The sequence below is a fragment of the Thermoanaerobacterium sp. R66 genome (assembly GCF_028895185.1).
GTDB lineage: Bacteria > Bacillota > Thermoanaerobacteria > Thermoanaerobacterales > Thermoanaerobacteraceae > Thermoanaerobacterium.
Genome location: NZ_JAEUWW010000001.1, coordinates 2071603 through 2097830, shown reverse-complemented (window position 1 = coordinate 2097830; position 26228 = coordinate 2071603). Strand labels below are relative to the sequence as shown.

General features: G+C 40.2%; 18 protein-coding genes, 2 tRNA genes and 5 rRNA genes. 2 read left to right on the top strand and 23 right to left on the bottom strand.

Annotation, left to right across the window (positions count from 1 at the left end; genetic code table 11):
* Positions 1-5 precede the first annotated feature (5 nt).
* From tmk to JJQ93_RS10405, 12 genes are all read right to left on the bottom strand, one after another.
* Positions 6-623 carry a dTMP kinase gene (gene tmk, locus JJQ93_RS10460; RefSeq protein WP_085112538.1) on the bottom strand — a complete coding sequence of 206 codons (618 nt, stop codon included), beginning with the start codon at positions 621-623 and terminating at the stop codon, positions 6-8.
* Positions 623-2044: an aminotransferase class I/II-fold pyridoxal phosphate-dependent enzyme gene (locus JJQ93_RS10455; RefSeq protein ID WP_284700700.1), complete on the bottom strand. Its 1422-nt coding sequence runs from the start codon at positions 2042-2044 to the stop codon at positions 623-625. Before JJQ93_RS10455 ends, tmk begins: the two co-directional genes overlap by 1 nt.
* Positions 2045-2125: 81 nt before the next feature.
* The gene (locus tag JJQ93_RS10450; protein ID WP_013786897.1) at positions 2126-2335 is read right to left on the bottom strand and encodes a sigma factor G inhibitor Gin; all 210 of its coding nucleotides are present in this window, start codon (positions 2333-2335) and stop codon (positions 2126-2128) included.
* 146 nt (positions 2336-2481) lie between these two features.
* A complete protein-coding gene (locus JJQ93_RS10445; protein WP_274893715.1) occupies positions 2482-3054 on the bottom strand; it encodes a DNA-3-methyladenine glycosylase I in 573 nt (190 codons plus the stop codon).
* A gap of 10 nt (positions 3055-3064) precedes the next feature.
* A complete protein-coding gene (locus JJQ93_RS10440) occupies positions 3065-4012 on the bottom strand; it encodes an ROK family protein (RefSeq protein ID WP_274893714.1) in 948 nt (315 codons plus the stop codon).
* A gap of 128 nt (positions 4013-4140) precedes the next feature.
* Positions 4141-4249, bottom strand: a 5S ribosomal RNA gene (gene rrf, locus JJQ93_RS10435).
* A gap of 264 nt (positions 4250-4513) precedes the next feature.
* Positions 4514-7389, bottom strand: a 23S ribosomal RNA gene (locus JJQ93_RS10430).
* A gap of 128 nt (positions 7390-7517) precedes the next feature.
* Positions 7518-9090, bottom strand: a 16S ribosomal RNA gene (locus JJQ93_RS10425).
* The 16S, 23S and 5S rRNA genes sit together here, the layout of an rRNA operon.
* Positions 9091-9353: 263 nt before the next feature.
* The gene (locus JJQ93_RS10420) at positions 9354-9917 is read right to left on the bottom strand and encodes a uracil-DNA glycosylase (protein WP_085113734.1); all 564 of its coding nucleotides are present in this window, start codon (positions 9915-9917) and stop codon (positions 9354-9356) included.
* A 14-nt stretch (positions 9918-9931) separates the two neighbouring features.
* Positions 9932-10489 carry a Fe-S-containing hydro-lyase gene (locus JJQ93_RS10415; RefSeq protein ID WP_085113735.1) on the bottom strand — a complete coding sequence of 186 codons (558 nt, stop codon included), beginning with the start codon at positions 10487-10489 and terminating at the stop codon, positions 9932-9934.
* 23 nt (positions 10490-10512) lie between these two features.
* Positions 10513-11355: a fumarate hydratase gene (locus JJQ93_RS10410; protein WP_085113736.1), complete on the bottom strand. Its 843-nt coding sequence runs from the start codon at positions 11353-11355 to the stop codon at positions 10513-10515.
* Between the two features lie 199 nt (positions 11356-11554).
* Positions 11555-12397 carry an MBL fold metallo-hydrolase gene (locus tag JJQ93_RS10405; RefSeq protein ID WP_274894091.1) on the bottom strand — a complete coding sequence of 281 codons (843 nt, stop codon included), beginning with the start codon at positions 12395-12397 and terminating at the stop codon, positions 11555-11557.
* Positions 12398-12568: 171 nt separating this feature from the next.
* Between JJQ93_RS10405 and JJQ93_RS10400 the strand changes: the two genes are divergently transcribed.
* On the top strand, positions 12569-13786 hold the full coding sequence (locus tag JJQ93_RS10400; protein ID WP_274892998.1) for a transposase: 1218 nt from the start codon (positions 12569-12571) through the stop codon (positions 13784-13786).
* A gap of 277 nt (positions 13787-14063) precedes the next feature.
* On the opposite strand, the gene pflA is transcribed toward JJQ93_RS10400, so the two are convergent.
* Both pflA and pflB read right to left on the bottom strand, forming a co-directional pair.
* Positions 14064-14786 carry a pyruvate formate-lyase-activating protein gene (gene pflA, locus JJQ93_RS10395; RefSeq protein ID WP_284700605.1) on the bottom strand — a complete coding sequence of 241 codons (723 nt, stop codon included), beginning with the start codon at positions 14784-14786 and terminating at the stop codon, positions 14064-14066.
* A 34-nt stretch (positions 14787-14820) separates the two neighbouring features.
* The gene (gene pflB / locus JJQ93_RS10390; protein WP_274893712.1) at positions 14821-17049 is read right to left on the bottom strand and encodes a formate C-acetyltransferase; all 2229 of its coding nucleotides are present in this window, start codon (positions 17047-17049) and stop codon (positions 14821-14823) included.
* A gap of 227 nt (positions 17050-17276) precedes the next feature.
* On the opposite strand from pflB, the gene JJQ93_RS10385 reads away from it, so the two are divergent.
* A complete protein-coding gene (locus JJQ93_RS10385) occupies positions 17277-17999 on the top strand; it encodes a pseudouridine synthase (RefSeq protein WP_274893710.1) in 723 nt (240 codons plus the stop codon).
* Here the strand turns inward: JJQ93_RS10385 and JJQ93_RS10380 are convergent, their stop codons facing one another.
* The 9 genes from JJQ93_RS10380 to JJQ93_RS10340 form a co-directional block, all read right to left on the bottom strand.
* Positions 18000-19031 carry a glycoside hydrolase family 88 protein gene (locus JJQ93_RS10380; protein ID WP_274893709.1) on the bottom strand — a complete coding sequence of 344 codons (1032 nt, stop codon included), beginning with the start codon at positions 19029-19031 and terminating at the stop codon, positions 18000-18002.
* Between the two features lie 17 nt (positions 19032-19048).
* Positions 19049-20227, bottom strand: coding sequence for a glycosyltransferase family 4 protein (locus JJQ93_RS10375; protein ID WP_274893708.1), 1179 nt, complete (start codon positions 20225-20227; stop codon positions 19049-19051).
* A 14-nt stretch (positions 20228-20241) separates the two neighbouring features.
* Positions 20242-21276: a nucleotidyltransferase family protein gene (locus JJQ93_RS10370; protein WP_274893707.1), complete on the bottom strand. Its 1035-nt coding sequence runs from the start codon at positions 21274-21276 to the stop codon at positions 20242-20244.
* Between the two features lie 204 nt (positions 21277-21480).
* On the bottom strand, positions 21481-22218 hold the full coding sequence (gene ymfI, locus JJQ93_RS10365; RefSeq protein WP_274893706.1) for an elongation factor P 5-aminopentanone reductase: 738 nt from the start codon (positions 22216-22218) through the stop codon (positions 21481-21483).
* A 107-nt stretch (positions 22219-22325) separates the two neighbouring features.
* A complete protein-coding gene (locus tag JJQ93_RS10360; RefSeq protein WP_013786882.1) occupies positions 22326-22568 on the bottom strand; it encodes a hypothetical protein in 243 nt (80 codons plus the stop codon).
* 161 nt (positions 22569-22729) lie between these two features.
* Positions 22730-22804: transfer RNA gene (locus tag JJQ93_RS10355), tRNA-Gly, on the bottom strand.
* Positions 22805-22830: 26 nt separating this feature from the next.
* Positions 22831-22905 (bottom strand) — tRNA-Asn (locus tag JJQ93_RS10350).
* A gap of 7 nt (positions 22906-22912) precedes the next feature.
* A 5S ribosomal RNA gene (gene rrf / locus JJQ93_RS10345) occupies positions 22913-23021 on the bottom strand.
* A 264-nt stretch (positions 23022-23285) separates the two neighbouring features.
* Positions 23286-26161, bottom strand: a 23S ribosomal RNA gene (locus JJQ93_RS10340).
* Positions 26162-26228 lie beyond the last annotated feature (67 nt).

Sequence of the window (26228 nt, the reverse complement as noted above, 5' to 3'; positions counted from 1 at the left end):
CCTCCTTAAATAATTTTGCTTACTTCAGCAATTATAGCCTTTTGTATATAGTAAATATCATGCGTAGCATCTACAATAAAGTACCTGTCTGGCCTTGACTTAATAAGATTCATATATCCCTCATAGACTTTTTCATGAAATTCTGCATCTTCTATCTCCAAGCGATCCTTGTCTTTTCTTCTGTCGATTCTCATTAAGGTATCTTTAGGCTTTATATCTAAGTACACAGTTAAATCAGGTACAAGTCCATCTATGGCGATACTGTTAATCTCCTCTACAACCTCTACTCCAAGTCCTCTCGCGTATCCTTGGTATACAATAGAGCTGTCAACAAATCTGTCCAAAATAACTATTTTCCCATCATTTAATGACGGTATTATGACCTCTTTTACAAGCTCTGCACGAGATGCCGCATAAAGAAGTGCTTCCGCAGATGGGACTATATTATTTTTTTTGTCAAGAAGTATTTCTCTGATTTTCTCACCTATTGCTGTACCTCCAGGCTCTCTTAAAACAACAATATCTCGTCCAATCTCCAAAAGGTATTTTTTAAGCAGATTTATCTGCGTAGTCTTCCCACTGCCATCTATTCCTTCAAACGTTATGAGTTTTCCTCTGTACATTATTTACACACCCGTATTTTTAAATTATCAATGCCAATAATCTTTATACCTATATTATATAGTAATTTTATATATTGTACCATATCTTTTTTTATGAGTTCACCAGGACACAAAAGCGGAACGCCCGGTGGATATGGAATTACATAATCAAGTGAAACCATTCCTACAGCTTCATCTATGCTTACATAATCATACTCTCTGTTTACAGCGTCTTTTGGTTTCATAGCCATTTCAGGAATTTCTGGGCGACCGTTGCTATCAAAATAACTTAATTTTTCATATCTTTTGTACTTTAAAAGACCTTTGATAGACTCTATTAGCTTGTCAAAAGATGATTCGTCATCAGCTACGGTCATTATGGCAAGTATATTTCTGTAATCTGACATTTCCATCTGAATGTTGAATTTTTCTCGCAGTATACTTTCCGCCACATTTCCAGACATGCCTATTCCACTTACATTGATGGTAAGCTTTGTAACATCGTAATCGTAGATTCCGTACTTGCCAATGACATCATCGCCAATACACTTTATACCATCTATTTCATTGATAACATCTCTTGCTTGAATCGATAGATCTACACATCTATCAAGCAATGCTTTGCCTTCCCTCTCCATAAAATCTCTGGCTAAATCAATTGATGTCATCAAAATATAAGAAGGAGATGTTGATTGATAAAGGCTTAAGTAAAACCTTAATCTATCAATATCTATCCTATCTGTATTCACATGCAAAATTGAGCTTTGCGTAAATGCAGGCAAAGTCTTGTGAACACTCTCAATCACAATATCTGCACCAACTGAAGATGCCGATAATGGCAATCTATCAGAAAATGCAAAATGGGCCCCATGTGCCTCGTCTACTATCAATACCTTGTCGTATTTATGAACTAAATACACCACTTTATTTATATCGACACAGAAACCATAATAATTTGGATATGTAATAACCACTGCCTTTACATTCTTATGTTTTATAAGGAGCTTTTCAAGCTCATCTATGGATATACCCATAGCTATGTCATCTTCATCGTCTATAAGCGGTTCTAAATAAATTGGTATGGCACCAGTAAGTATCAATCCATTATAGACAGATTTATGTGAATTTCTTTGAACAACTACCATGTCACCATCATTTAAAACTGATGACATTGCCGCATATATACCACACGTAGTACCATTGATGAGAAAGAAAGATGATTTGGCTCCAAATGCTTTCGCTGCAAGTCTTTCTGCTTCTAAAATCGGGCCATGTGGATCATGAAGATTGTCTGTCCCAGGAACTTCTGTCAAATCTATTTTAGCAATATTTTCAATGTATTTCCGGGAAATATTTTTCCCTTCCTTATGTCCAGGCATGTGATATGGTATTGTACCGTCTTCAACATATTTAATCAATGCTTCATAAAGCGGTGCTGTCAATTTTATCACCTTTTCACGTATTATACATATATAATACCATATAACACTAATTATTGCCTATAAAAAATATGAGGACATATTTCAACAGTCCTCATATTCAAAATCTTTTTTGTAGTTGCGCCAGATATCTATCATCTTTTTTCTGTAATATTCGTACTTTGCATCATCTGGAGATATGTGAGCGATTATTTTCTGGCAGTCATTGCATAAAAATTCTCCCAATACATCGATACCGTCTGTCTTTTCATGATTGCATATAAAGCACTTTTTAGTTTTTAACATGCTTTCCATATGCTACACCATCTTTCATAATATTCTAATATAATTATTTCCATAGTAACCAGTATCTATACGCTTTCTTATTAACATTATATTATTTTAAGAATAAAAAAAGGCAGGTCTAAGTGCATTTTGCACCAAGCCCTGCATGTATTTTTTTATGAGTTAAATTGCAATAGCTCCTTATGTCTGAAACACGATATTATATGGTCATTTACAATTCCAGTCGCTTGCATGTGTGAATATATTATTGTGGACCCCACAAATTTAAACCCTCTTTTTTTAAGATCATTACTTATCTTATCAGATAATGATGTTTTAGCAGGTACTTCGTCAATGCTTTCCCAATAATTTATGATAGGCCTTCCGTCTGTGAAACTCCAAATATACGTATCAAAACTACCAAATTCTCTTTGAATTTCTAAAAAGGCCTTAGCGTTTGCTATAGACGATTCTATTTTTCTTTTATTGCGAATAATGCCAACGTCATTTAAAAGCTCCTGCAGCTTTTTCTCATCAAAGAGCGAAACTTTTTGTGGATCAAATCCGCTATATGCCTTTCTGTAATTATCTCTTTTTTTAAGGATCGTAAGCCAATTTAATCCCGCTTGTGCCGATTCCAACACTAAAAATTCAAAGTGGACCATATCATCGTGTACTGGTACTCCCCACTCTGTATCGTGATATTTTATGTATATTTCATCTTTGAGGCACCAAGGACATCGATCCATTTTTTCCTCCTTACAATACCAGCGATGCTGCACCTATAAGACCCACATTTCCACCAAACTTTGCCTTAACAACTTTGCAAATCTGCCTATTTGGCTTTAATGCTCTTTCGTCAACTGTCCTCATCATTTTGTCATACAAGACATCCCATTGGCTTGACAATCCGCCACCTATTATTATAAGTTCAGGGTTATAAAATGCCATTATGTTTACAATACCTATTCCCAAATAAAATGCTTCATTCTCAATAAGCTCTAAAGACAATTTATCACCAGATTTTGCAGCATCAAAAATATCTTCTGCTTTTAACTCACCTAAAGGTTTGTCTTTGAGAATAGTATCTTTTCCAGACTCGATATGTTTTTTTGCAAATTTAACTAATGATGTGCCAGAAGCATAAGACTCTAAACATCCAGGATTGCCGCAATTGCACCATCTAGGCCCGTCAAAGTTTATGGTGTGATGTCCTATCTCAGCAGCATTTGAATTTGCGCCATTGTACAACTTTCCATCAATTATGGCGCCACCACCGATACCTGTGCTTACAGTCATATAAACCATATTATTTATTCCTTGTCCAGCACCAAATAAATGCTCAGCAAGTGCCGCAACATTAGCATCGTTGTTAAGTTTTATCTCTGTATCAAAATCTCTCTTTAATATGTCCACCAATGGAATGTCAATCCATCCAGGTAGATTAGGAGGACATTCCACCACGCCTCTATCTGCATTCAAAGGTCCTGGAGCACCTATCCCAATACCTGCAATCTGGCTGACATCTATATTCAATTTATTCAAAGATTCTATTATGCTTTTCTTTATGTTGTCTATTACATGTTGCGGTCCTTTATCTGCCTCTGTAGGTATTTTTACATTGCACAAAATATTTCCGTCCTCATCCATAATGCCGGTATTTATCTTTGTACCGCCAAGATCTACACCGCATGCAAACTTTTTCACAAACACTCCTCCTAAGCAAACTAAATTATTCTACTTCTATATTCATATAGGTTTTCCAATTTGTCAATATAAAAATTAAAAACTCCTTAAATAGGAGTTTTGCTTAGGGGGCTAATATATGAAATTTTTACCGGCAGCGACCTACTCTCCCGAGTAATCAGTACCATCGGCGCTGGAGGGCTTCACTTCCGTGTTCGGTATGGAAACGGGTTTTTAACCTCCGCTATTGCCACCGGAAATCTTTCGTTCATTTGTCTTTTGCATATATGCTGATTCTTTTCTTTGAAAATATTATTTCCGTTCGCAAATTGTGTTTTCTATATACTTTCGGCTCTCTTCGTTTGTTCGGCTAAAGCCGTCTATGCGTTGTGACGTCTTTTTACGCCTCACTTCACTCCGTTCGCCGAGTATATTATGAAAACGCAATTAATCGCTCTCTTCAATAATATTTTCTTCACATATATGCTTTCTTAAATGAACTTTGAATACTGCACAATGCTAAAGGTCAAGTCCTCGACTTATTAGTACCGGTCAGCTAAAAGTATTTCTACTCTTACACCTCCGGCCTATCTACCTCGTCTTCTTCAAGGTGTCTTACTCCTTTCGGATGGGAAATCTTATCTTGAGGTGGGTTTCACGCTTAGATGCTTTCAGCGTTTATCCCTTCCAAACTTGGCTACCCAGCTGTGCAAAAGGCTTTGCAACTGGTACACCATCGGTTTGTCCACCCCGGTCCTCTCGTACTAAGGGCAGATCCTCTCAAATTTCCTGCGCCCGCGACGGATAGGGACCGAACTGTCTCACGACGTTCTGAACCCAGCTCGCGTACCGCTTTAATGGGCGAACAGCCCAACCCTTGGGACCTACTTCAGCCCCAGGATGCGATGAGCCGACATCGAGGTGCCAAACCTCCCCGTCGATGTGGACTCTTGGGGGAGATCAGCCTGTTATCCCCAGGGTAGCTTTTATCCGTTGAGCGACGGCAATCCCATTCTCTACCGCCGGATCACTAAGCCCGACTTTCGTCCCTGCTCGAATTGTCTTTCTCGCAGTTAGGCTACCTTCTGCCTTTGCACTCTTTCGCGCGATTTCCTTCCGCGCTGAGGTAACCTTTGGACGCCTCCGTTACTTTTTAGGAGGCGACCGCCCCAGTCAAACTGCCCGCCTGTCAGTGTCCATATGCCGGTTTACGGCTCCTATGTTAGAATTTCGGTAATATCAGGGTGGTATCCCAACGTCGGCTCCATATAGGCTGGCGCCCATATTTCTCCGCCTCCCACCTATCCTGTACAGATATTACTAAAATTCAGTGACAAGCTGCAGTAAAGCTCCATGGGGTCTTTCTGTCCTGTCGCGGGTAACTCGCATCTTCACGAGTACTACAATTTCACCGGGTCCCCCTTCAAGACAGCGCCCAAGTCGTTACGCCTTTCGTGCAGGTCGGAACTTACCCGACAAGGAATTTCGCTACCTTAGGACCGTTATAGTTACGGCCGCCGTTTACTGGGGCTTAAGTTCAGAGCTTTGGATTTTCTCCTGACCCTTCCCCTTAACCTTCCAGCACCGGGCAGGCGTCAGCTCCTATACTTCGTCTTTCGACTTAGCAGAAACCTGTGTTTTTGGTAAACAGTCGCTTGGGCCTCTTCTCTGCGGCCTTTCGGCACTCCTTCTCCCGAAGTTACGGAGTCTTTTTGCCGAGTTCCTTAATGAGGGTTCTCCCGCTCGTCTTTGGATTCTCTCCTCGCCTACCTGTGTCGGTTTGTGGTACGGGCACCTCATCCTCGATAGCAACTTTTCTTGGCAGCCCCTTCGAAACTTCGCCTTTCGGCTCCCCATCACAGCTCTTATGAGCTTTGGTACTTCACTCAAAGCTCTTTTCGTCGCTGCTTGGACGTGCTCTACCAACCGCACGCTTTTCTTATCTCGCTGCGTCCTTGCTTCTCTTTTAGCGGATTTCGGTGGTACCGGATTTATTACCGGTTCTCCATCGCCTACGCTTTCGCCTCGGCTTAGGTCCCGACTTACCCTGGGCGGATTATCCTTCCCCAGGAATCCTTAGGCTTTCGACGGTAAGGTTTCTCGCCTTACTCTCGTTACTTATACCGGCATTCTCTCTACTGTACTGTCCAGATTCGCTTTCGCTTATCCTTCGTCCTGTACAGTACGCTCCCCTACCATTCTTTTCAGAATCCGTAGCTTCGGTGGCATGTTTTAGCCCCGTTTATTTTCGGCGCGGGATTTCTCGACCAGTGAGCTATTACGCACTCTTTGAATGTATGGCTGCTTCTAAGCCAACATCCTGGTTGTCTTGGAAATCCTACTTCCTTTTCCACTTAACATGCTCTTTGGGACCTTAGCTGTCGGTCTGGGCTCTTTCCCTTTTGACCACGGATCTTATCACTCGTAGTCTGACTCCCAGGGTCTCAATATGGCATTCGGAGTTTGATAGGGTTCGGTAACCTCTTTGGCCCCTAGTCCATTCAGTGCTCTACCTCCATATTTCCTTCCCCCTGAGGCTAGCCCTAAAGCTATTTCGGGGAGAACCAGCTATCTCCGAGCTCGATTGGAATTTCTCCGCTACCCACAATTCATCCCATGACTTTTCAACGTCAACGTGGTTCGGGCCTCCACCAGATCTTACTCCGGCTTCACCCTGATCATGGGTAGGTCGCACGGTTTCGGGTCTATGATATGCAACTCTCGCCCTTTTAAGACTCGCTTTCGCTTCGGCTCCGCTTTCGCTTAACCTCGCTGCATATCTATAACTCGCCGGTCCGTTCTACAAAAAGTACGTGGTCGCTTTCGCTTCCACTGCTTGTGGACATATGGTTTCAGGTTCTCTTTCACTCCCCTCCCGGGGTTCTTTTCACCTTTCCCTCACGGTACTATGCGCTATCGGTCACTTAGGAGTATTTAGCCTTGGGAGATGGTCCTCCCGTCTTCCCACCGGGTTGCCTATCCTGTGGTACTCTGGATCCCACTCGGTATTTAAAGCTTTCGCCTACAGGGCTTTCACCTTCTTTGGCCTGCCTTCCCAGGTCTGTTCGGCTTCGCTTTTCATACCTTCTTGTGGTCCTAAACCCCATCACCAACGGTGATGGTTTGGGCTCTTTCCTTTTCGCTCGCCACTACTCAGGAAATCGATTTTTTCTTTCTTTTCCTCGCGCTACTTAGATGTTTCAGTTCACGCGGTGTCCCTTCCTCATGGCTATGTGTTCACCATGGGATGCTTAAGTATTACCTTAAGCGGGTTTCCCCATTCGGAGATCTCCGGATCTGCGTCTGCTTGCGACTCCCCGGAGCGTTTCGCCGCTTGCTGCGTCCTTCTTCGGCTCTAAGTGCCTGGGCATCCACCATACGCCCTTTCTAACTTGACCTATTGTTTCCTCGTTTTTCTTCGTTACCCATATTTGCATTGTGCAGTTTTCAAGGTTCACTTTCCTGAGGGTCTAAACCCTCAAAACTGAACAGTGAGATACGACTTGTTGTAAGGATTGCTCCTTAGAAAGGAGGTGATCCAGCCGCACCTTCCGATACGGCTACCTTGTTACGACTTCACCCCAATCATTTACCCCACCTTCGGCAGCTCCTCCCCGGCACTCAAGTAGATACGGATTATTTCTTTTCTTCTCTATAATTCCATATCTACTTGAGTGCCGGGTTAGGTCACTGACTTCGGGTGTTGTAAACTCTCGTGGTGTGACGGGCGGTGTGTACAAGGCCCGGGAACGTATTCACCGCGGCATGCTGATCCGCGATTACTAGCAACTCCGTCTTCATGCAGGCGGGTTGCAGCCTGCAATCTGAACTGGGACCTGTTTTCTGGGATTCGCTCCGGATCGCTCCTTCGCTGCCCTCTGTTCAGGCCATTGTAGCACGTGTGTAGCCCAGGGCATAAAGGGCATGATGATTTGACGTCATCCCCGCCTTCCTCCGTGTTTTCCACGGCAGTCTCGGTAGAGTCCCCGTCTTTACGCTGGTAACTACCAACAGGGGTTGCGCTCGTTGCGGGACTTAACCCAACATCTCACGACACGAGCTGACGACAACCATGCACCACCTGTCTCACAGCTCCTCTTGCGAGGCACTCCGGTATTTCTACCAGATTCTGTGGATGTCAAGCCCTGGTAAGGTTCTTCGCGTTGCTTCGAATTAAACCACATGCTCCGCTGCTTGTGCGGGCCCCCGTCAATTCCTTTGAGTTTCAACCTTGCGGCCGTACTCCCCAGGCGGGATACTTATTGCGTTAACTCCGGCACGGATGATTCCTCACCCACACCTAGTATCCATCGTTTACGGCGTGGACTACCAGGGTATCTAATCCTGTTTGCTCCCCACGCTTTCGCACCTCAGCGTCAGTTCAAGTCCAGAGAGCCGCTTTCGCCACTGGTATTCTTCCTGATCTCTACGCATTTCACCGCTACACCAGGAATTCCGCTCTCCTCTCCTTGACTCAAGCTATTTAGTTTCAGATGCATACCCTCGGTTGAGCCCAGGTTTTTCACATCTGACTTTTATAGCCGCCTACGTGCTCTTTACGCCCAGTAATTCCGGACAACGCTCGCCCCCTACGTATTACCGCGGCTGCTGGCACGTAGTTAGCCGGGGCTTTCGTATGGTACCGTCATTATCTTCCCATACTATTGAGCTTTACGACCCGAAGGCCTTCTTCGCTCACGCGGCGTCGCTGTGTCAGGGTTTCCCCCATTGCACAATATTCCCCACTGCTGCCTCCCGTAGGAGTCTGGACCGTGTCTCAGTTCCAGTGTGGCCGTTCACCCTCTCAGGCCGGCTACCCATCGTCGCCTTGGTGGGCTTTTACCCCGCCAACTAGCTAATGGGACGCGGACTCATCCTATAGCGGATTTCTCCTTTCTTCAATTGATGATGCCATCATTTGACATTATCCGGTATTAGCACCCCTTTCGAGGTGTTATCCCAGTCTACAGGGTAGATTGTCCACGCGTTACTCACCCGTCCGCCGCTAAGTTCGTACCGTAGTACTCCCTTCGCTCGACTTGCATGTGTTAGGCACGCCGCCAGCGTTCGTCCTGAGCCAGGATCAAACTCTCATGTTCATATCCTTTGCTCTTATATCTCACTGTTCGGTTTTCAAGGTTCATTTCCCTCGCCGCTTATCGCGACATCGTCTATCTTACCACATTATCTTCTCTCTGTCAACTGCTTTCTCTTTGGTATTTTGTGGTATCTTTATTCGCTCCTCGCAGGAGCGACGTATGTTAATATACCACGTTTTAAATTCTAATTCAAGCTTCATTAATGTTAATATAACACAATTACATGTAAATAACTCAAGAATGCTTCAAAATGCTTCTATATACTACTGATTACACCTATCCAGTTCATCTCTAATAGATTTGAAATCTTCCCAAGCAGGATACTTTTTCTCCGGATCTCTTAAAAGTGCCGCTGGATGATATGTGGCTATTATCTTCACGCCTTTCTTTTCAAACCACTGTCCTCTCATGACTGTTATCTTAAAATCTTTATCAATTATGGCTTTTGCAGCCGTAGCACCTAAGCATACTATGATTTTGGGAGCTATTATTGCAACTTGATTTCTAAGATATGGTAAACATGCATCTACTTCACTCTGAAGCGGCACTCTATTGTTAGGCGGCCTGCATTTTACAATATTGGCAATATATACATCTTCTCTTTTTAAATTTATTGCTTCCAGCATCTTATTTAGCAATTGCCCCGCTTTTCCTACAAAAGGACGTCCTTGCAAATCCTCGTCTCGTCCAGGTCCTTCACCTACAAACATGATTTTCGACTTTAAATTTCCTTCGCCAAACACAACATTATTTCTGACATTGTGCAGCGGACATTTGGTGCAATTCATACATTGCTCTATAAGTTCTTTCAGCGGTAATAGTGACATCAAAACCACCCTTTTCAGTAATTCCTTTTTTTGTATTTGTCTCTTTCTGTTTCATAAAGATTATTGCCATACATATCGATTGTGACTATTGCAGGGAAATCCACCACAGTAAAAAGATGTATGGCCTCCGGTCCCAAGTCTTCATAAGCCAAAACCTTTGAATCTACTACTCTTTCAGATAATAAAGCACCAGCGCCTCCTATAGCTGTAAAGTAAACAGCATGATACTTCATCATTGCCTCAACCACATCTTTGTTTCTATAGCCTTTTCCAATCATGCCTTTTAAACCAACCTCTAAAAGCTTTGGCGTATAAGCATCCATCCTTCCACTTGTTGTAGGTCCACAGCTTCCTACAACTTGACCAGGTTTTGCAGGGCAAGGTCCTACGTAGTAAATCACTTGATCTTTTACATCAACGGGCAATTTTCCCCCATTATTTAAAGATTCTATCATTCTTTTATGTGCTGCATCTCTTGCAGTAAGAACTTTGCCTGTAATCAATACAGTATCGCCAGCACGGAGATCTTTTACAATTTCTTCTATTAAAGGCGTATTTATCTTTTTATACATTTTCTCCTCCACATTTTATATGTTTATAATATAGCTGTAGCATGTCTCGTAACATGGCAGGATATATTTACAGCCACAGGTAGCATTGCTATATGGGTAGGATATTTTTCGATGTTTACTGCCAAAGCTGTTATCCTTCCTCCTAATCCTTGCGGTCCTATGCCAAGTCCGTTTATTTTTAATAAAAGTTCTTCTTCTAATGCCCTCACATCACTGTCACTGCTTCTTTGATCGATAGGCCTTAAAAGGGCTTTTTTAGCCAACAATGGTGCATACTCAAAATTGCCACCTATTCCAACGCCTACTACAAGCGGTGGACACGCATTGGGACCTGACGCTTCAACCGTATCAATTATAAACTTCTTTACCCCTTCAATGCCATCAGAAGGCTTCATCATCTTTAGTGCACTCATATTTTCACTTCCGGCTCCTTTGGGCGCAACTGTGATTTTCAGCTTGTCGCCATCTACAATATCATAATGCACAATCGGCGGTGTATTGTCATTTGTATTGATACGTACAAACGGATCCATCACAATTGATTTCCTTAAATACCCATTAAGATACCCCTCTTTAACACCGTTTTGTATAGCATCTTTTAACGTACCATCCACAATATGAACATCTTGTCCTACCTCAACGAAAATCACAGCTATGCCTGTGTCTTGACATATTGGCATTTCTTTTGCCTTGGCTATCTCAGCATTTTCAATTATACTAGTCAATATTTCTATTCCTGTTTCGCTAACTTCCTCGCGAATTTTCTCCTTCAGTGTATTTAACACATCGTCTGGCAAATTGTAATTAGCTTTAATGCACAAAAGCTCTACAGCCTTTTTTACATCATCTGCTTTTATTTCTCTCATAAGCACACCTCATTACTAAATAAAAAAGCTATACAATGTCATTAAAATAATAATACTACAACATTAGATTTTGCAAAAGGGTTTTACACATATATCATTTTTACTGTCATACCACCATGCCCACTTCCAGTCACTATTACAACTTTTCCATTAAAGTCTTTCCTGCAAATAATCCTTTCATTATATTCCAAAAATCTATTCAAACAGCCTTTCTATAAAAATATATTTCTCCGTTTTCTATTGAATAATCGATAAGTTTTTTATCTCTTAAATAGCTCAAAAATGCGGAAACCGATGAAAAATAAATATAATACTGGGTAAAATTTAATGGCAGATCATTTAATATTACTAAGTTTTGCAGCAATCCTTCCCTTGTATGAGGTTGTTCCAATAATTCCAGTATAATTTCAATATTATCTTCTATATTTGAAATATTTTTTTCTATCAGTGCATCAAGCTCATCCTTGTTAAGCACTCTATCTATGTGACTTATTACAAAATAGTCTGCATCAACCTCTTTTAACTTTTTTAAGGTTTCTACGCTTTTTTCTATATTAAACAAATATGGAAGTGAATATTTTTTTATTGTATCCTCACTAAATACGCTATCTCCCAAAAAACATACTCTATCGGGTGTAATGACACCGATTTGATCTATTGAATGCCCCACCAAAGATATTATATCAAATTTTTCATCGCCAATTTTTGAGATACCATAATCAAGGACAAAATCAACAGAAAATGTTTTATTAGTCGTATCAAGATCTCTTATTGGGCATGAAGAAAATAGTACCATATCTCTTAACTCTGGATTTTCTATATATAATCGCTCCTTATTTGATGTATAGATTTCGCATCCAGGGTACTGAGTCTTAAAGTACATATTACCGCCGCAGTGGTCCATGTGATTGTGAGTATTTATAATATATTTGGGATGTAAACCACCTTCTGCTAATACATTGTCGATCTTTCTTGCTTGCCCATTGTTTATACCGGTATCTACTAATAGACAATTTTTGTTTTTATAGGTATAAACGCCTATATTTGTAGGATTATCGATGTAGTACGTATTTCTATTTATCTTATTTGAGCGAATTTCATATTTTAAATAGCTTGATATTCTTAACTTTTTAAAAGATAAAAAAGGAAGTTCACCCCAAATGTCGAATATATAAGTAGTAACCCAAATTTAACAAAAGAGGTGAACCTACTTATGTATATTCGACAAGAATGCTTATTTTCCTTCGACGAATTAATAAAATTTCAACCAGAAACAAAACTTGAAATGGTTTTGTCACAACTTGATTTCTCAAATGTCGTGCTTTCACTATCAAGGCCTGAATATAAAAGAGGCCCTAAAGGATATGATCCACTGCCTTTGCTTTATGCCTTAGTTGCTATGCAACTTGAGAAAATCCCCAATATAGCAAAACTTGTAGCTAGATTAAAATCAGACCCTGTATTTAGATATAACTGTGGTTTCAATGTATTGGGTCATGTACCATCTACATCAACATTTAGCAGATTTTTAAACCTGATATCAAAGTCGGATGCACTGGAAGAAGACTTTAAGCAATTAATACTTAAGGCTAAAAACCTCAATATAATTGATGGTACTAATATAGCTATTGATTCAACTAAATTGAACGCTTTTGAAAAACCAAAACCTAAATCAAAGATAAAAGATGATGGTAAATCTCCTAACTGGGGAAAGAAAAAAGATACTGATGGCAATGATATAAAATGGTTTGGATGGAAGTTACATATAATAGCCGACTGTAAAAGTGAGCTTCCACTTGCCATAGAAATTACTCCTGCAAGCGTAAATGATAGTATTTTAGCAATACCCTTATTAAAGAAGCTAAAAGAGTTTTACGGCAATACTTTTAATGTAAAACACTGTATTATGGATTCAGGCTATGATATAAAAGAGAATTACGATTATATCATGAACGAATTTCATGCACAACCAATCATAGCCTACAACAAAAGAGGAAGTTTTGCTCCACCAGAAGGATTAAATGAAAGGCTTCACCCAATTTGTTCTATGGGATATGAACTTGTATATTGGGGCAAAGACGGTGATTATTTAAAGTTCAGATGTCCACATGTATTAGGAAAGGTAGATTGTCCTCATGGTTCTTCTTGGTGCAGCAATTCAAACTATGGGTATTGCCTTAAAATAAATTACAAGAAAAATAACAGATATTTTAGCTTTCCAATAAGGAGTTCTGATGAATGGCAAGAGATATATAACCTTAGAACTTCTATTGAAAGATGTAATAGCCGATTAAAGGACTATTTAAATACTGACAATCTGCGCTCAGCGGGTATTAAGAAAGCTAAAACCTTTGCTTTATTAAACTGTATTACACTTGTCGCAGGTACTATTGCTGTTAATGTTACTAAATCATTGCCAAAAGTAGCTTAATAAACTGCCTATGCTTAAACAAGCGTATAGCAACAGACAAAAATTATTTTATAAACTATTTTTGTTAAATTTTCAAATTTCATAAGTTATCCACAGGCATTGATATGCTTAGCTTTGCTATTGCCTTTTTTAGCTTCAAAAATTAAAGCTTAATTGTGCAATTTCCTCATTTAAATTCATGCGATTACCCCCAAAAATCACATCATTACATGATAATTTTACACCTTTTATCAAGCCAGTTCAAAGGAAAAGCCCCATGATACCCATCATGAGGCTTTTAGACTACTTTTATATCTCTTTTTCTAAATTCTTCTTTTATCTCTTCTATTTTTGATGTGTCAGGAGGATTTATTCCCTTCAAACTATATGGTATCCCAAGTGCCTCATATTTATACACACCCATTTTGTGGTACGGAAGTATCTCAACTCTATCTACATTTTTCAACGATGAAACGAAATCAGCCAATTTCTTTATCTCTTCCATATCATCTGTTATTCCAGGCACTATTACATGCCTTATCCACATTTTTTTGCCTTCATCAGAAAGGTATTTTGCAAACTCCAAAGTCTTTCTATTCGAAGCTCCTGTAAGCTTTTTATGGCCTTCATCATCAATGTGTTTTATATCAAGCAAAAAAAGATCGGTGTATTTTACAAGTCCTTTCACTTTATCTATATTCACATATCCCGATGTGTCTAATGCCGTGTGTATGACAGATGCTTTAAGCTTTTTAAATAGATCTTCGCAAAATTCAGGTTGCAATGTAGGTTCTCCACCTGTCAGCGTCACACCACCACCTGATGATTTCATGTACGGTATATATCTTTTTACATCGTTAAATATCTCATCTGTCGATACTTCTTTACCATCGTTATAATTCCATGTGTCAGGGTTATGGCAATAAGCGCACCTTAAAGGACAACCTTGCATAAAGACTACATACCTTATGCCAGGCCCATCTACAGTACCACATGTCTCTATTGAATGTATCTTCCCCATAACCATGACACATCACCTTTACATAAAATTTGAATTACATGGATTCGTGGAACGTGCGGGATATGACCTCCAACTGTTGCTCTCTCGTCAATTTATTGAAGTTGACAGCATACCCTGAAACCCTAATAGTAAGCTGTGGATATTTCTCAGGATGCTCCATAGCATCAAGCAGCATGTCTCTGTTTAAAACGTTGATATTTATATGGTGTCCTGCATTAAATGCGTATCCATCTAATAGTCCCACAAGATTATTAATTTTATCTTCGTCATCTTTGCCAAGTGCATTTGGTACAATCGTAAATGTATATGATATACCATCTAACGAGCTGTCATAAGGTATTTTTGATACTGAATTCATTGATGCTATGGCACCTTTTGTATCTCTGCCATGCATTGGGTTTGCACCTGGCGCAAAAGGTTCTCCTGCCTTTCTTCCGTCAGGCGTTGCACCTGTCTTCTTGCCGTACACCACATTTGATGTAATTGTCAAAACAGACAGTGTTGGTATAGAGTTTCTGTAAGTCCTATGCTTCTTAAGCTTATTCATAAATCTTTCCACAATGTCAACTGCTATTGAGTCAACCCTGTCATCGTCATTGCCAAACTTAGGGAAATCACCTTCCACTTCGTAATCTACCGCTATGCCATTTTCATCTCTTATGGCTTTTACTTTAGCATACTTTATGGCACTTAAAGAATCTGCCGCAACAGAAAGACCTGCGATTCCAAACGCCATCGTCCTTACGATATCTCTATCATGCAAAGCCATAAGGGATCTTTCATAAGCGTATTTGTCGTGCATGTAGTGTATTATATTCATAGCCTTAACATACACTTTCGCAAGCCACTCCAGCATATTGTCGTATGCTGCCATTACCTCATCGTAATCTAAATATTCAGACGTTATAGGATTAAATTTCGGTGCCACTTGTGTTTTATACCTTTCATCGACACCGCCATTTATGGCATATAGTAGCGCCTTCGCAAGATTCGCCCTTGCTCCAAAAAATTGCATCTGTTCTCCCGTCTTCATGGCTGATACACAGCAAGCAATACTGTAGTCATCATTGTATATTGGCCTCATTAAGTCGTCATTTTCATATTGAATAGAGCTGGTATCTATTGACACTTTAGCACAAAACCTTTTAAAGTTTTCAGGAAGATTTTTAGACCATAAAACTGTCAAGTTTGGCTCAGGTGCAGGACCTAAATTATACAATGTGTTTAGAATCCTGAATGAATTTTTAGTTACAAGAGGTCTTCCGTCTACGCCTACACCGCCAATTGATTCGGTGACCCAAACAGGATCGCCGCTAAATAGCTCATTGTAATCAGGAGTCCTTAAGAACCTAACCATTCTAAGCTTCATGACAAAGTGATCCATTAACTCTTGCGCCTGTTTCTCTGTCAATGTACCTTCTTTAAGATCTCTTTCAATGTATATGTCAAGAAAAGTAGATACTCTGCCCAGCGACATAGCCGCACCGTTTTGTTCCTTTATAGCAGCAAGGAAGGCAAAGTATGTCCACTGCACAGCTTCTTTTGCATTTTTTGCAGGTTTTGATATATCATAGCCATACTTTAAAGCCATTTCCTTCATTTCGTTTAACGCTTTTATCTGTTCTGTCAGTTCTTCTCTCAATCGAATAGTTGCTTCATCAAATTCATCGTAATCAAGTTCAAGTTTTTCTTTTTCCTTTTCTTCTATGAGTCTGTCTATTCCGTAAAGTGCGACTCGCCTGTAATCCCCAATAATTCTTCCTCTGCCATACGCATCTGGAAGACCTGTGATTATACCGGCATGTCTTGCTGCTCTTATTTCCGGAGTATATGCATCAAACACACCATCATTGTGGGTCTTTCTGTACTTCGTAAATATTTCTTCTACTTTTGGGTCTATTTTATATCCATAAGCCTCACAAGCTTTTTTGACCATCCTTATGCCACCGTAAGGCATTATAGCTCTTTTAAGAGGTTTGTCTGTCTGCAATCCAACTATTTCCTCAAGATCTTTGTCTATATACCCCGCATCGTGGGATGTTATAGACGATACAGTTTTTGTATCGATATCTAATACACCTTTTTTTAATTCTTCCTTCATTAGCTCGAGTACTTTATTCCAAAGCTTAATAGTCTTTTCTGTAGGTCCCTCTAAAAAGCTGTCATCACCTTCGTATAACGTGTAATTTTTCTGTATGAAATCTTGAACGTCAATAGTCTTTTGCCACTTGCCCTCCTGAAACCCGCGCCATTCGCTAATCATCTTTATTCCCCCTAATGATTTATTATGGTTTTATTATAGCTGTTTTGTTCTTTGTAGTCAATATACTGTATACACTTCAGAAAATTTATTATCTTGAAACATCAACCTCATTGTATCACTATCAAAGTGTAAAAAATATGACATATATCACATTTTGATACAAATTTTATGTTTTTGGGATATAATTTAGTAAGGAGCACAGTTATACTGTTTAGGAGGAATCTAAGATGTCAAAGATGAGAATAGATAAGCTTTTATCAAATATGGGATATGGCACAAGGAAAGAGATTAAAAATTTTATAAAAGAAGGCCTTGTTTCAATAAATGATGTGATAATCAATGACCCTGGTTTTGCAATACAACCTGACAAAGACGTCATCACATTTAGAAGTGAAAAAGTCTTATACAAAGAATACATATATATAATGATGAACAAACCCAAAGGCGTCATCTGCGCAACTTATGACCCATCAGAAAGAACCGTTGTAGACCTTTTGCCACACCATATAAAATCAAGAAAGGTCTTTCCAGCAGGAAGACTTGACAAAGACACAGAAGGATTGCTTTTAATCACAAATGACGGAGAACTGTCACATAAGCTTTTATCGCCAAAAAAGCATGTTTTCAAAAAATACTATGCAGAAGTTTTAGGCTTTATCGACAAAGATGACGTGTCTTTGTTTTCAGAAGGCATATTATTAGACGATGGTTATAAGACTATGCCTGCAAAACTGGAAATAATATCTTCAGGCACTATCTCAAAAGTAAATATCTCAATCAGAGAGGGAAAATATCATCAAATAAAAAGAATGTTTGAAGCGATAGACTCAAAGGTCGTCTACTTAAAAAGGCTTTCAATAGGTCAATTAAAATTAGATGAAAATTTAAAAGAAGGGGAATGGCGGGAATTAAATGAAGAAGAAATAAAATTGCTTAAGTCAATTGAATAGTTATTTCAATTGATCGATTGCACAATGGGATATCATAATCGATATAAGGCTTTCGGCTCCTTCATTGATATTTACGCCATCTTCCGTTATGCCATCACTGCAGCCTCCACTATTTTCGTCGTATAAGCTTAACCCTTTTGAGTTTTTTCCGTAAAACCATTTGTCACAGTCTATAGCCCTTTTTTTGTATTTTTCGTCGCCTGTCAATTTATAAGCATCTATATACATGAGAGCCATCGTATACGCTTCCACAGGCTGTTCATCATATTCTGCAATGCCTTTGCCTTTTCTATACCATCCTTTGCATCCAACAGCTTTAAAATAGCCATTTTTAAAGCAAACACTATCCAGAAAATCGACTGTCTTTAAAGCGATATTCAGAATTTTTTCATCTTTAGCGATTGAAAAATACTTTAGAAGCGATAATGGAATGATTCCATTATCGTACGACACTACGTCTTCAAACCACTGCCAATCTTCGCTTGAGTTTTTTTCGTACTTCTCAATTATATCATGCGCCAATTTATCCATCTTTTTTCTAACGAAATTTTTGTCTAAATTCTTAAAAGAATTGTAAACATAGGATAAACCTATCAAGGTGTATGCTTTACCTCTGATGTAATTTAGAGTGTCTACTAAAGGCAGTGATTTCTCAATCATCTTATACGCAGGTAACTTTACCCTTTCATCTATATCTGCATTTATTAAATACCCTAAAGCCCAGATGCACCTGCCAAAACAATCTTCTGAAAAATCTTCATCAATAAATTTCCTATCGAATGACATAAAATTTCTATAATGTCCATCTTCTTCTTGTGCGTACATCAAAAATGACAAGTATTTTTTGATAAGGTCTATATACACATCATCTTTGTATTTTTCGTACATCATTGTACAGGCTATCAAAGCCCTTCCATTGTCATCCGTCGTATACCCATATTTAAGATTAGGGACAGAGCCAATAGAATGCTGCATCATACCTGTATCATCTGTCAGTATAAACAAATGGTTAAACATTTTTTTGCCGTCCACAGTACGTCCCTCCTTGTTTATACTGCTTCTTTTGCATCATCCTCTAAATCTTCAAATATTCTCAAGAACAATTCAACATATTCTAATGCAACATTGTCCCACATCATCGTTTTTCCATAAACTTTTATCTTCTCCTCCATGATTTGCTTTTCGTGGGGATTTTCTATGGCAAAATTTATGCAGTTTGCTATAGAATCAGGATTTTTAAATTCCGCCAACAATCCCCTTCCATCGCTTAAAATTTCTTCAGCGTATTTGTATGGTGTTGACACAACTAATTTTCCTAAGCCTGCAGCATATGCCAATGTCCCGCTGACCGCTTGTTCTCTGCCAATGTATGGCGTCAAATATACATCAGAAAGCTTTAAGTATTCTACGATCTCCCTTTTTGTCAGATATTTATTGACAAACTTTACATTGTCGTTTAGATTTAGCTCATTTACCTTCCTTACAAGAAAATCTCTGTAAACTTCCCCATCTGACTTGACTATATTAGGATGTGTCTGACCCAATATAAGGTACAATATATCAGGATATTTTTCCTTAACTTTTGCTATGGCTTCTATGCCATATTCTAACCCTTTTCCAGGACTTATCAGTCCAAATGTGCTTACGACGAATTTTCCTGCATCAATGTTGTATTTCTTTCTCAAACTTTCACTGGACAGCGTTGGCAGATTTGGAACTCCGTGAGGCAATACTACGATTTTTCTTTCATCAACACCATATAAATTGACAAGAAGTGGAATTGTGTTTTTGGCCATAGTGACAACTCTTTTGCTCTTTGTACACAATTCTTTTAAAATGTGCTTTTGCTTATCAAGTGGGTTAGACAATATCGTATGAAGAGTTACGACATAAGGCACTTTTAAATTGTCTACAAGGTCTAAAATATATTCGCCCCACTCACCGCCGTAAATTCCATATTCATGCTCGATGACTAACAAATCAATTAATGAATCATTTAATTTATTCGCAAGTTCTAAATAGCTATTTCGGTCGTGCTGCTTAAGTCTATAAATAACATCATCACCATAATCATACTCTTTATCGTCTATCGCAATCACTTTTGGTTCATTTATAATTTTAATATCTTTAAGCTCATTTACCAAATCTTGTGTAAATGTAGCTATGCCGCATTCTCTCGGCGGAAATGTACTCAAAAACGCAATGTTTATTTCTTTATTCTTTACCATTCATAACACCTCCATCAACTTACAGCATAATCGTTAATACCATTTGCATAAACTTCATCTTCAATTTTCCTCATGCCATCTATCACGCTATTTGAAGCTACGACAGCATTTATCAAATTTACATTTCCTTTGACTTTGACATTGTCCCATAAAACACTGTGTCTTATGATGCTGTTAGGACCTATACGCGTATTATCGCCTATAATCGCATACGGACCTATCTCTGCTTTGGCATCTATTTTGACGTTACTTCCTATAAAAACAGGCTCAACAATTTTTACAGAATTATCGATTGTGATTTTTCTACGCTTAGTATCATGATCATTTATGTCAACGTATTTGCAATACTTTTTTAATATGTCAAAGTGGACTTTTTTGTACTTTTCAATTGTTCCTATGTCTATCCAATACCCGTCATACCTATACGCAGCCATTTTATAACCTTTTGATAAAAGTTTTGGATATGTATCCCTTTCTATTGATACCACTTCATCTTTGGGGATTTCATTTAATAGCTGCGGTTCAAACACGTATATTCCTGCATTTATCCATTTTGAATTAGTCTCGTATGGTTTTGGTTTTTCTTTAAACGCTGTAATGTAATCATTATCGTCATATTCTATCACGCCGTATTGCGAGGGATCCTCTACTTTAGTCATTGCAATAGTAGCTAATGCTTTTTTTGACTTGTGATGCTCCACAAGACTTCTAATATCGATATCACATATAATATCTGAATTTAGCACTAAGAAAGTATCATCGAAAAATTCCTCAGCATTTTTTATAGCTCCGCCTGTTCCCAGCGGTATGTCTTCTTTGATGAATGAAACTTTTACCCCTAATTTTTCACCATTTTTAAAATAATTCTCAATATGATTAGATTTATAGCATGTGCTTATTACAACTTCGTCTACACCTTGATTCTTAAGTCTTAAAATGGTAGATTCTAATAATGGTCTACCCATTATTGGTACCATAGGTTTAGGAAGAAAATTCGTCAGAGGTCTTAGCCTTGTACCTAATCCTCCTGCCAGCAATAATGCTTTCATTCGAATTCCCCCTTCGTCAATATTTAGTTTTTGTTTAACAATTAGAATTTATAAACGTGTCGCAATCAAAGTACAATGTGAGTTAAATGTGAAGATACATCAGTAGTATTAGCACTCTATATAAACGGCTGCTAACAATTAAAATTATAATCCTTTTAATTCCATAAGTCAAGAGGGTCAAAGGATTGTAAACGTTAAAAGACTTTATACAAAACCTCCATCTACAGTCAATACTTGACCTGTTATAAATGAAGATTGATCCGATAGCAAAAAAACCACTGCCTTAGCGACTTCATCTGGCATCCCAAGCCTTTCGAGAGAAGTTCTTGTCGACAGATATTTAAGTGTATCATCTGACAAGTCTTTATTCATGTCTGTTTCGATTACCCCAGGTGCAACACAATTAACTCTTATATTTGATGGTCCCAATTCTTTTGCCAATGCTTTTGTAAAAGCTATAATAGCACCTTTTGAAGCAGAATATGGCACTTCACAAGATGCGCCGTATATTCCCCACATGGATGAAACATTCACAATAGCACCTTTTTTACTTTTTAACATGTACTTTAAAGCGCTTTGCGTACAATTAAACATGCCATTTAAATTCACATCCATCATGTATCTCCAATCTTCTGCTGATACATCCATAAAAGGCTTAATTTGTGAAACACCAGCATTGTTGACCAAATAATCTATGCGACCAAATCTATCAACTACATTTTTCATCATCGTTTCTACTTCTTCTCTATTTCTAATGTCTGCTTTAAATACCTCTGCATATCCTAAGTTACTTTTTATATAATTCTTTAAACTACATGCACTATCGTAATCTGTATTGTAATGAATTGCCACACATCCACCTAATTTTGCTACTTCTTTACATATAGATGAACCAATGCCTCCAGAACCACCTGTAACAACGACAACTTTTCCACTGAACATAAAAACATCTCCTTTAATAAATTAAGCCGCTTATAGATAGGTTATACAAAAGTAAAACAAAAATCAATAGAAAAAAAGTGTATGAAGCACTCATACACCTTTTGTGGTTATTTTTTTATGGCCTCTACTGTATTTTTTGTAGTGCTATAAAGGCCAGATGCTCCAAGACCCATGGCAGTTCCCAGTAGTATTCCTTTTAAAATATCGCCGGGAGCTATGTAAAGTATTCCTAAAGCTATTCCAAATATCAACGAAATCAATGCTGAATATTTTTTAGGTAAGCCAATTTGTTTTACTACCTCTACCAAACCTATTATCAAAGGTATCAACGACACGTCGTAAACATCCATAATAAAATCCCCCTAAATAAATATTTCTAATAACATTATATTTTGTCCCGCATCTTTTAAGACATGAAATTAAAAAGGCATATTTAAAAAATACTTAATAAAAAAAATCAACAAATAAGATAAAATAAAAAAGATCCCATTGACTGGAATCTTGATATCACTGGAGCGGATGACGGGATTCGAACCCGCGGTCCTCGGCTTGGGAAGCCGATGCTCTACCACTGAGCCACATCCGCAAAATATTCTTTTTTAAATACAAAAATGGCTCCTCAGGTAGGGCTCGAACCTACAACCTACCGGTTAACAGCCGGTTGCTCCACCATTGAGCTACTGAGGAATATATTATCCGGCAGCGACCTACTCTCCCGAGAAATCAGTACCATCGGCGCTGGAGGGCTTCACTTCCGTGTTCGGTATGGGAACGGGTTTTTAACCTCCGCTATTGCCACCGGAAATCTTTCGTTCATTTGTCTTTTGCATATATGCTGATTCTTTTCTTTGAAAATATTATTTCCGTTCGCAAATTGTGTTTTCTATATACTTTCGGCTCTCTTCGTTTGTTCGGCTAAAGCCGTCTATGCGTTGTGACGTCTTTTTACGCCTCACTTCACTCCGTTCGCCGAGTATATTATGAAAACGCAATTAATCGCTCTCTTCAATAATATTTTCTTCACATATATGCTTTCTTAAATGAACTTTGAATACTGCACAATGCTAAAGGTCAAGTCCTCGACTTATTAGTACCGGTCAGCTAAAAGTATTTCTACTCTTACACCTCCGGCCTATCTACCTCGTCTTCTTCAAGGTGTCTTACTCCTTTCGGATGGGAAATCTTATCTTGAGGTGGGTTTCACGCTTAGATGCTTTCAGCGTTTATCCCTTCCAAACTTGGCTACCCAGCTGTGCAAAAGGCTTTGCAACTGGTACACCATCGGTTTGTCCACCCCGGTCCTCTCGTACTAAGGGCAGATCCTCTCAAATTTCCTGCGCCCGCGACGGATAGGGACCGAACTGTCTCACGACGTTCTGAACCCAGCTCGCGTACCGCTTTAATGGGCGAACAGCCCAACCCTTGGGACCTACTTCAGCCCCAGGATGCGATGAGCCGACATCGAGGTGCCAAACCTCCCCGTCGATGTGGACTCTTGGGGGAGATCAGCCTGTTATCCCCAGGGTAGCTTTTATCCGTTGAGCGACGGCAATCCCATTCTCTACCGCCGGATCACTAAGCCCGACTTTCGTCCCTGCTCGAATTGTCTTTCTCGCAGTTAGGCTACCTTCTGCCTTTGCACTCTTTCGCGCGATTTCCTTCCGCGCTGAGGTAACCTTTGGACGCCTCCGTTACTTTTTAGGAGGCGACCGCCCCAGTCAAACTGCCCGCCTGTCAGTGTCCATATGCCGGTTTACGGCTCCTATGTTAGAATTTCGGTAATATCAGGGTGGTATCCCAACGTCGGCTCCATATAGGCTGGCGCCCATATTTCTCCGCCTCCCACCTATCCTGTACAGATATTACTAAAATTCAGTGACAAGCTGCAGTAAAGCTCCATGGGGTCTTTCTGTCCTGTCGCGGGTAACTCGCATCTTCACGAGTACTACAATTTCACCGGGTCCCCCTTCAAGACAGCGCCCAAGTCGTTACGCCTTTCGTGCAGGTCGGAACTTACCCGACAAGGAATTTCGCTACCTTAGGACCGTTATAGTTACGGCCGCCGTTTACTGGGGCTTAAGTTCAGAGCTTTGGATTTTCTCCTGACCCTTCCCCTTAACCTTCCAGCACCGGGCAGGCGTCAGCTCCTATACTTCGTCTTTCGACTTAGCAGAAACCTGTGTTTTTGGTAAACAGTCGCTTGGGCCTCTTCTCTGCGGCCTTTCGGCACTCCTTCTCCCGAAGTTACGGAGTCTTTTTGCCGAGTTCCTTAATGAGGGTTCTCCCGCTCGTCTTTGGATTCTCTCCTCGCCTACCTGTGTCGGTTTGTGGTACGGGCACCTCATCCTCGATAGCAACTTTTCTTGGCAGCCCCTTCGAAACTTCGCCTTTCGGCTCCCCATCACAGCTCTTATGAGCTTTGGTACTTCACTCAAAGCTCTTTTCGTCGCTGCTTGGACGTGCTCTACCAACCGCACGCTTTTCTTATCTCGCTGCGTCCTTGCTTCTCTTTTAGCGGATTTCGGTGGTACCGGATTTATTACCGGTTCTCCATCGCCTACGCTTTCGCCTCGGCTTAGGTCCCGACTTACCCTGGGCGGATTATCCTTCCCCAGGAATCCTTAGGCTTTCGACGGTAAGGTTTCTCGCCTTACTCTCGTTACTTATACCGGCATTCTCTCTACTGTACTGTCCAGATTCGCTTTCGCTTATCCTTCGTCCTGTACAGTACGCTCCCCTACCATTCTTTTCAGAATCCGTAGCTTCGGTGGCATGTTTTAGCCCCGTTTATTTTCGGCGCGGGATTTCTCGACCAGTGAGCTATTACGCACTCTTTGAATGTATGGCTGCTTCTAAGCCAACATCCTGGTTGTCTTGGAAATCCTACTTCCTTTTCCACTTAACATGCTCTTTGGGACCTTAGCTGTCGGTCTGGGCTCTTTCCCTTTTGACCACGGATCTTATCACTCGTAGTCTGACTCCCAGGGTCTCAATATGGCATTCGGAGTTTGATAGGGTTCGGTAACCTCTTTGGCCCCTAGTCCATTCAGTGCTCTACCTCCATATTTCCTTCCCCCTGAGGCTAGCCCTAAAGCTATTTCGGGGAGAACCAGCTATCTCCGAGCTCGATTGGAATTTCTCCGCTACCCACAATTCATCCCATGACTTTTCAACGTCAACGTGGTTCGGGCCTCCACCAGATCTTACTCCGGCTTCACCCTGATCATGGGTAGGTCGCACGGTTTCGGGTCTATGATATGCAACTCTCGCCCTTTTAAGACTCGCTTTCGCTTCGGCTCCGCTTTCGCTTAACCTCGCTGCATATCTATAACTCGCCGGTCCGTTCTACAAAAAGTACGTGGTCGCTTTCGCTTCCACTGCTTGTGGACATATGGTTTCAGGTTCTCTTTCACTCCCCTCCCGGGGTTCTTTTCACCTTTCCCTCACGGTACTATGCGCTATCGGTCACTTAGGAGTATTTAGCCTTGGGAGATGGTCCTCCCGTCTTCCCACCGGGTTGCCTATCCTGTGGTACTCTGGATCCCACTCGGTATTTAAAGCTTTCGCCTACAGGGCTTTCACCTTCTTTGGCCTGCCTTCCCAGGTCTGTTCGGCTTCGCTTTTCATACCTTCTTGTGGTCCTAAACCCCATCACCAACGGTGATGGTTTGGGCTCTTTCCTTTTCGCTCGCCACTACTCAGGAAATCGATTTTTTCTTTCTTTTCCTCGCGCTACTTAGATGTTTCAGTTCACGCGGTGTCCCTTCCTCATGGCTATGTGTTCACCATGGGATGCTTAAGTATTACCTTAAGCGGGTTTCCCCATTCGGAGATCTCCGGATCTGCGTCTGCTTGCGACTCCCCGGAGCGTTTCGCCGCTTGCTGCGTCCTTCTTCGGCTCTAAGTGCCTGGGCATCCACCATACGCCCTTTCTAACTTGACCTATTGTTTCCTCGTTTTTCTTCGTTACCCATATTTGCATTGTGCAGTTTTCAAGGTTCACTTTCCTG

Bases quoted from the DNA above. Each gene is read 5' to 3' on its own strand.
- tmk (WP_085112538.1), bottom strand. From the start codon at position 623: ATGTACAGAGGAAAACTCATAACGTTTGAAGGAATAGATGGCAGTGGG.
- JJQ93_RS10450 (WP_013786897.1), bottom strand. From the start codon at position 2,335: ATGGAAAGCATGTTAAAAACTAAAAAGTGCTTTATATGCAATCATGAA.
- JJQ93_RS10445 (WP_274893715.1), bottom strand. From the start codon at position 3,054: ATGGATCGATGTCCTTGGTGCCTCAAAGATGAAATATACATAAAATAT.
- JJQ93_RS10420 (WP_085113734.1), bottom strand. From the start codon at position 9,917: ATGTCACTATTACCGCTGAAAGAACTTATAGAGCAATGTATGAATTGC.
- JJQ93_RS10415 (WP_085113735.1), bottom strand. From the start codon at position 10,489: ATGTATAAAAAGATAAATACGCCTTTAATAGAAGAAATTGTAAAAGAT.
- JJQ93_RS10410 (WP_085113736.1), bottom strand. From the start codon at position 11,355: ATGAGAGAAATAAAAGCAGATGATGTAAAAAAGGCTGTAGAGCTTTTG.
- JJQ93_RS10400 (WP_274892998.1), top strand. From the start codon at position 12,569: ATGTATATTCGACAAGAATGCTTATTTTCCTTCGACGAATTAATAAAA.
- pflA (WP_284700605.1), bottom strand. From the start codon at position 14,786: ATGGGGAAGATACATTCAATAGAGACATGTGGTACTGTAGATGGGCCT.
- pflB (WP_274893712.1), bottom strand. From the start codon at position 17,049: ATGATTAGCGAATGGCGCGGGTTTCAGGAGGGCAAGTGGCAAAAGACT.
- JJQ93_RS10385 (WP_274893710.1), top strand. From the start codon at position 17,277: ATGTCAAAGATGAGAATAGATAAGCTTTTATCAAATATGGGATATGGC.
- JJQ93_RS10375 (WP_274893708.1), bottom strand. From the start codon at position 20,227: ATGGTAAAGAATAAAGAAATAAACATTGCGTTTTTGAGTACATTTCCG.
- JJQ93_RS10370 (WP_274893707.1), bottom strand. From the start codon at position 21,276: ATGAAAGCATTATTGCTGGCAGGAGGATTAGGTACAAGGCTAAGACCT.
- ymfI (WP_274893706.1), bottom strand. From the start codon at position 22,218: ATGTTCAGTGGAAAAGTTGTCGTTGTTACAGGTGGTTCTGGAGGCATT.
- JJQ93_RS10360 (WP_013786882.1), bottom strand. From the start codon at position 22,568: ATGGATGTTTACGACGTGTCGTTGATACCTTTGATAATAGGTTTGGTA.